The sequence below is a fragment of the Halomonas sp. 707D4 genome (assembly GCF_024158685.1).
GTDB lineage: Bacteria > Pseudomonadota > Gammaproteobacteria > Pseudomonadales > Halomonadaceae > Vreelandella.
This window is the reverse complement of the sequence record NZ_JAMZBD010000180.1, coordinates 1-5,952: the sequence shown is the minus strand read 5'-3', so window position 1 is coordinate 5,952 and position 5,952 is coordinate 1. Positions and strand designations below refer to the sequence as shown.

Annotated in this window: 5 protein-coding genes; 4 read left to right on the top strand and 1 reads right to left on the bottom strand. The window is 66.0% G+C overall.

What is annotated here, in order from left to right; translation table 11 throughout:
• The coding region (locus tag BIS11_RS09275; RefSeq protein WP_253585960.1) for a murein L,D-transpeptidase at positions 1-1,623 on the bottom strand (1,623 nt) is incomplete at its 3' end.
• A gap of 185 nt (positions 1,624-1,808) precedes the next feature.
• Between BIS11_RS09275 and BIS11_RS09270 the strand changes: the two genes are divergently transcribed.
• The 4 genes from BIS11_RS09270 to BIS11_RS09255 form a co-directional block, all read left to right on the top strand.
• A complete protein-coding gene (locus tag BIS11_RS09270; protein ID WP_253426785.1) occupies positions 1,809-2,546 on the top strand; it encodes a murein L,D-transpeptidase catalytic domain family protein in 738 nt (245 codons plus the stop codon).
• An 84-nt stretch (positions 2,547-2,630) separates the two neighbouring features.
• Positions 2,631-3,650 (top strand): patatin-like phospholipase family protein, encoded by a 1,020-nt coding sequence (locus BIS11_RS09265; RefSeq protein WP_253585959.1) that lies wholly within the window; start codon positions 2,631-2,633, stop codon positions 3,648-3,650.
• Positions 3,651-3,939: 289 nt separating this feature from the next.
• Positions 3,940-5,292 carry an MFS transporter gene (locus BIS11_RS09260; RefSeq protein WP_253425864.1) on the top strand — a complete coding sequence of 451 codons (1,353 nt, stop codon included), beginning with the start codon at positions 3,940-3,942 and terminating at the stop codon, positions 5,290-5,292.
• Positions 5,293-5,345: 53 nt separating this feature from the next.
• A partial coding sequence (locus tag BIS11_RS09255) for a nitrate- and nitrite sensing domain-containing protein (RefSeq protein WP_253585958.1) occupies positions 5,346-5,952 on the top strand: 607 nt, incomplete at its 3' end.

Sequence of the window (5,952 nt, the reverse complement as noted above, 5' to 3'; positions counted from 1 at the left end):
CGCCGCGTCGTGGCGATAGATGTCGTCGCGGAACTCCACCTCGCCCGCCGCATTGGGCCAGGCGGTCATGTAATGCAGCATGACCGGGATGCGCCTTGGCAGGTTGACGTTCTGGTCGCTCGCTGAGCGGCTCATCAATGTGCTCACCTGGTGCTGACTGCCGCTGTCGCGCAGCAGCATCTGAGCGAGTTCGCCGATGCCCTCCACGCGAATGCAGCCCGAGCTCAGCGCCCGCTGGCTGCGCCCGAAGGCGCCCTGCGCCGGTGTGTCGTGCAGGTAGATCATGTCGTTGTTGGGAAAGCGCACCACTATGCGCCCCAGCGGGTTGCCGCTGCCGGCCACCTGGCGAAGCATGACGCCGCCGGGGCGCTGCCAGTCGACGCTCGACGGGTCCAGGCGCTCGCCGGAGGGACTGACCACCTGGATATTGCGCTGGGAAAGATAGCTTGCATCGCTTCTCACGCGGGGCAACACGTCCTCGCGCAGAATGGTCGGCGGAATCGTCCAGCTCGGATTGATGGTGAGGTGGCTGATGGAGGAGTGAATGATGGGCGTGGCGCGCCCCGGGGAGCCGACCACGACGCGGGCGTCCCACTGCTGGCCGTCCGGGCGAACGTAGTGCAGCGTGTAGCCGGCGATATCTACCCACACCCGCGAGCGCTCGTTCTCGAAAGGCGCCATCCAGCGGGCCCGCTCGAGGTTGATGCGAAGCTGATCGATGCGCTGGCGGATCGAGGCGTTGAGCGCCAGGCGGGTGTTGTTGCCGACGACCCCGTCGGCCTGCAGCTGATGGCGGCGCTGGAAGCGCTTCACCGCGCTTTCGAGCTCGGCGTCGAAGTAGCGCGAATCCGACGACGTCGCGGCTCTGCGTGCCACGGCGTCGATCATCGGATAGGCGTCGTCGTCCGCCGCCACGAGCCCGCCCTCCCCCCACAGCGCCAGGCGCTCGCGCAGCACCACCACGTCATCGCCGCGATCGCCGGGCTTGAGCGACTCGCTACGCCCCTCCAGGTAGCGCGCCGAGGCCCCTTGGCGCTCCAGCGCGCGGTACTCCACCAGCGCCTGGCGCAGCTCGCGATACGCGGGCGTGGCGGGTCTTGCCGCCTCGAAGGCGGCCTCGACGTCGCCGCGCTCCAGGGCGTGGCGCACTTGCATCAGGCTGTAGCCGCGCGCCGGGCGCTCGCCGTCCCAGTGGGTGTTCAAACTCTGCGGGTCCACCTTGCCGCGCGACAGGTGATCCAGCGCCAGCAGCAGGCGCCGGGTGGCGTCGACGTCGAAGCGCGCCTCGGCGTCGCCTCCCGCCTGGCGGCTTCGCCGGTACTCGTCCAGCAGGCTGGAGGCGCGGTAGTCGCTCGGCGTGAGCCCATCCGCGTCGAGCGCCTCGAGGGCGCTCGCCAGCGCTTCGACCTGCGCTGTATCCTGCCAGACGAGCGCGCCATCGCGTAGTTGGTAGAATTCCGCCACGGGCAGGGCGTCGCTGGCGGTCGCACCGATCTGGCGCGACAGCGCCTGCTGCGTCAGCGCATCGGCATGGGCCTGCTGGATCGCCTGGGGAAGCGGCATCAGTGCCAGGGTGAAGACAGCGCTGATCGCCCATTTCTTGATCGGCAGATTCTCGTTCATAACCCCTCCCTGGGTTACTATGCGGTGGCGCATGACAACCCGGTAAAGATAAACATGCGCACTGACTATCGTTGATGGCCGAGGTCGTCGGTCGGCTCGGTGCTGCCTCTTGCAAGGTGGGCTCGCCCGCGACCGGCCTGCGTCCCCCCTCTTCACGTACAATTAACTATAGTAGGTCTTCTCACATGTGGCTTCGATGGCGCTTTCTGACCGGTCTACTGCTCGCGATTCCGCTGCTGCCGGCCCCTCTTGCCCATGCGGCTCCCCCGTCGAGTTTTCTGTCGCAGCTCGGCGCCTCGGCGCCGCCCGGGGTCTCTCCGCTCAACCATCAACTGCAGCTGCTGGCGCCGTCGGCGACCCCCCAGGCACTGGCGATGGCCGCCCAGGCGCTCGCCTGCGCCGACCCCGGCGCCGAGCGCCTGGCGGTGATCGACTACTCGCTGCCCTCCACCGAGGAGCGCCTTTGGGTGTTCGACCTGCACCAGAACCGGCTGCTGTTCAAGGAGCTGGTCTCCCACGGGCGGGGCTCCGGCGACGCCGAGGCGCGCCTTTTCTCCAATACCCCGGAAAGCTTCCAGTCGAGCCTGGGGCTGTTTCGCACCATGAACAGCTACTACGGGCGCAACGGCTACTCGCTGCGCCTGGATGGGCTTGAGGCCGACGTCAACGACCTGGCCTTCGATCGCGCCATCGTGATCCACGGGGCGAGCTACGTCAGCGAGGAGTTCATCGCCCAGACCGGTCGGCTGGGGCGCAGCCACGGCTGCCCGGCGGTGCGCGAGGACATCACCTACCCGCTGATCGACAGCCTCAAGGAGAACCAGTATGTGTTCGCCTACTACCCGGACGCCGAGTGGCTGGCGAGTTCGGCACGCGCGCGCTGCCCCGTGGAGGCTCCCTACCAGTTGGCGGCGTCGCGCTAGCGCGGCTGCGTTGAAGGACATCCTTTCGCGCCCGTTTTTTTCTGCCATGCTGAAAGCCGGACGAACCACGGCGAGGAAGGCGACATGGCGACGGTGAAGACGCTGGATCTGGCGCTTCAAGGCGGCGGTGCCCACGGGGGCTACACCTGGGGCGTGGTGGATCGACTGCTCGAGGATCCACGTATCGAGATCGAGGGCATCAGCGGCACCAGCGCCGGCGCCATGAACGGCGTGATCATGGCGGATGCGCTGACCCGCGGCGATCACGAGACCGCCCGCCAGGCGCTGCGCGACTTCTGGCGAGCGGTCAGCCTGGCCGGCATGGCAAGCCCGATCCGCCGCTCGCCGCTGGACATGCTCACTGGCAACTGGAGCCTGGATCAGTCGCCGGGCTACATCGCGATGGATCTGATGAGTCGGCTGATCTCGCCGTACCAGTTCAATCCTTTCAACGTCAATCCGCTGCGCGACATCGTCGACAAGCACGTCGACTTCGAGCGTGTGCGCCGCTGCGACCGGCTGAAGCTGTTCGTCGCCGCCACCAACGTGCGCACCGGCAAGCAGCGCGTGTTTCGTCGCGAAGAGATGACCCTGGACGCAGTGATGGCCTCGGCCTGCCTGCCGTTCATGTTCCAGGCGGTGGAGATCGAAGGCGAAGCCTACTGGGACGGCGGTTACATGGGCAACCCGGCGCTCTTCCCGCTGATGGAGGAGTGCAGCGCCCGGGACATCATGCTGGTCCAGATCAACCCCATCAGCCGTGACACGGTGCCCACCACTGCCTCGGCGATCATGAACCGGCTCAACGAGATCACCTTCAACGCCGCGCTGATCAAGGAGATCCGCATGATCGCCCTGCTCCAGCACGCCCTCGACGAGCAGGGCATCGAAAACTGCTACCAGCAGACGCTTTTTCATCGCATCAGCGGCGAGCACGCCCTCGAGGAGCTGTCGGTCTCGAGCAAGATGAACGCCGAATGGGCATTTCTGAGCCATCTGTTCGAGCTGGGCCGCGCCGCTGCCCAGCGCTGGCTCGACGAGCACTTCGAGGCGCTGGGAAAGCGTTCAACGCTCGACATCGATACCGTCTACATGAACGAATGACCCTGCACGATCGAAGGGCCCTGCGCGCATAGGCGCCCCCTTTTGATGCATCCCCGCCGGGAACTCCCCTTCCCGCTGCTCTTGAAACGACCTAAAACGCTGTCGTCGAAACGAAAACGACCATATGGCGAAGTAATTGCTTCGTAGTCGATCGACAGTGACAGGCGTGGACCAGGCCCCCGGGTACGAGTGCGTCGAGCTTGCCCTTCAATGGCGAAGGCATCATCTCGTTGACCTGCGTGCAGGCGCACGCGGCGACAACGACTCGTTCGCGCTCGGTGAGGTCTCCATGGACATTCGCAACAAAGCCACTCGTATTCGATTGCTCAGTTTCTCGACGCCGCAGATGCGCGCGTTTCACTTCTCCTGGTTCGCCTTTCACGTCTGCTTTTTCGGCTGGTTCGGCATCGCCCCGCTGATGGTGGTGGTACGCGAGGACCTGGCGCTGACCCAGACCCAGATCGGCAACACCATCATCGCCTCGGTCGCCATCACCGTGATCGTGCGCCTTCTGATCGGCCTGCTCTGCGACCGGCTGGGGCCGCGCAAGACCTACTCGGGCCTGCTCGTGCTGGGCTCGATCCCGGTGATGAGCATCGGTCTTGCCGACAGCTTCGAAAGCTTCTTGCTGGCAAGACTCGCCATCGGCGCGATCGGCGCCTCCTTCGTCATCACCCAGTACCATACCTCGGTGATGTTCGCCCCCAACGTGGTGGGCACCGCCAACGCTACCAGCGCCGGCTGGGGAAACCTGGGCGGCGGCACCACCCAGATACTCATGCCGCTGATCCTGTCGGGCCTTCTCATGCTGGGCGCAAGCGAAACCCTGGGCTGGCGCCTGGCCATGCTGGTGCCGGGCGTGGTGCTCTTTTGTACCGGCATCGGCTACTGGCTGTTCACCCAGGATGCGCCGGACGGCAATTTCGCCGACCTTCGCCGGCGTGGCGAGCTGCCGCCGGCCGCCGGCGAGTACGGTGCGCTCGGAAGCTTTCTCGCCGCCGCCCGGGACATTCGCGTCTGGGCGCTGTTCGTCGTCTACGGGCTGTGCTTCGGGGTGGAGCTGACCATCAACAACATCGCCGCCATCTACTTCTTCGACCGTTTCGACTTGACCCTGGCCACTGCCGGACTGATCGCCGGGCTCTTCGGGCTGATGAACGTCTTCGCGCGTACCCTGGGCGGAGTCTTCTCGGACCTCTTCGCCGCCCAGCACGGGCTCAAGGGCCGGGTGCGGTGGCTGTTCATCGCCCTGGTGTGCGAGGGTATCGCGCTGATCGCCTTCTCGCAGATGCACGTGCTGAGCCTTGCCATCGGCATCATGCTGGTCTTCAGCCTGTTCGTGCAGATGGCCGAGGGCGCGACCTTCGGCGTGGTGCCGTTCATCAACAAGAAGGCGCTGGGAGCCGTGGCGGGCATCGTCGGCGCCGGTGGCAACGTCGGCGCGGTACTGGCGGCATTCCTGTTCAGAAACGAAGGCCTCACCTACCAGCAGGGCCTTTTCTATCTCGGGCTGTGTGTGCTGGCACTGGCGGCCAGCGTGCTGGTGGTGCGCTTCAGCGACGCCACGGAAGCCGAAGAGGCAAAAGCCTACGAAGAGGCCGCAAACCAACATACCGGCGCGGGGGCGCTGTCGCTGCGCTGAACCGATACTCCCCGGCGCGTCCCCGCGGCGCCGGGCCTTCGAGGGAAGTCACCATGTCTTCGGGCCACCCGCTTTTATTGAGGGCACTGCGCCTCGATATCGACAACCTGCGCCATCTGGCCGTCACCGCCAACCTGGTGGGGGATATCAGTCGTTTCATCCACGTGCTGCAGCGCGAACGGGGGGCTTCGACCCTCTATCTCGGCTCGCAGGGCCGGCAGTTCGCCGACCGGCGCGAGGCGTTCGTGATCGCCAGCCAGCAGGCCGGCACGCTGATGCGCCATCGCCTGGAGACCCTGGTCGAAGAGGCGCGCCCGCAGGCCACGTCACACCTTCTGCGTCGCATCGCCACGGTATGGCTGGCGCTCGACGATCTACCCAGGCTGCGCACTGCCGTCGCTACCCTGTCGCTGTCGGCGGATGCGGCCACCCATGCCTTCAACCAGTTGATCAGCGGGCTGCTCGCCATCGTGTTCGAGACGACGAATACCTCGGCGGATCATGACATTACCCGGGCGCTGGTGGCCATCTTCCATCTGATGCAAGGCAAGGAACTGGCCGGCCAGGAGCGCGCCTGCGGCGCCTTTGGCTTCACCCAGGGCCGGTTCGACGACGCGCACCGCCAGCTCTTCGAGCAGTTGATTCATGATCAGGCGCGCT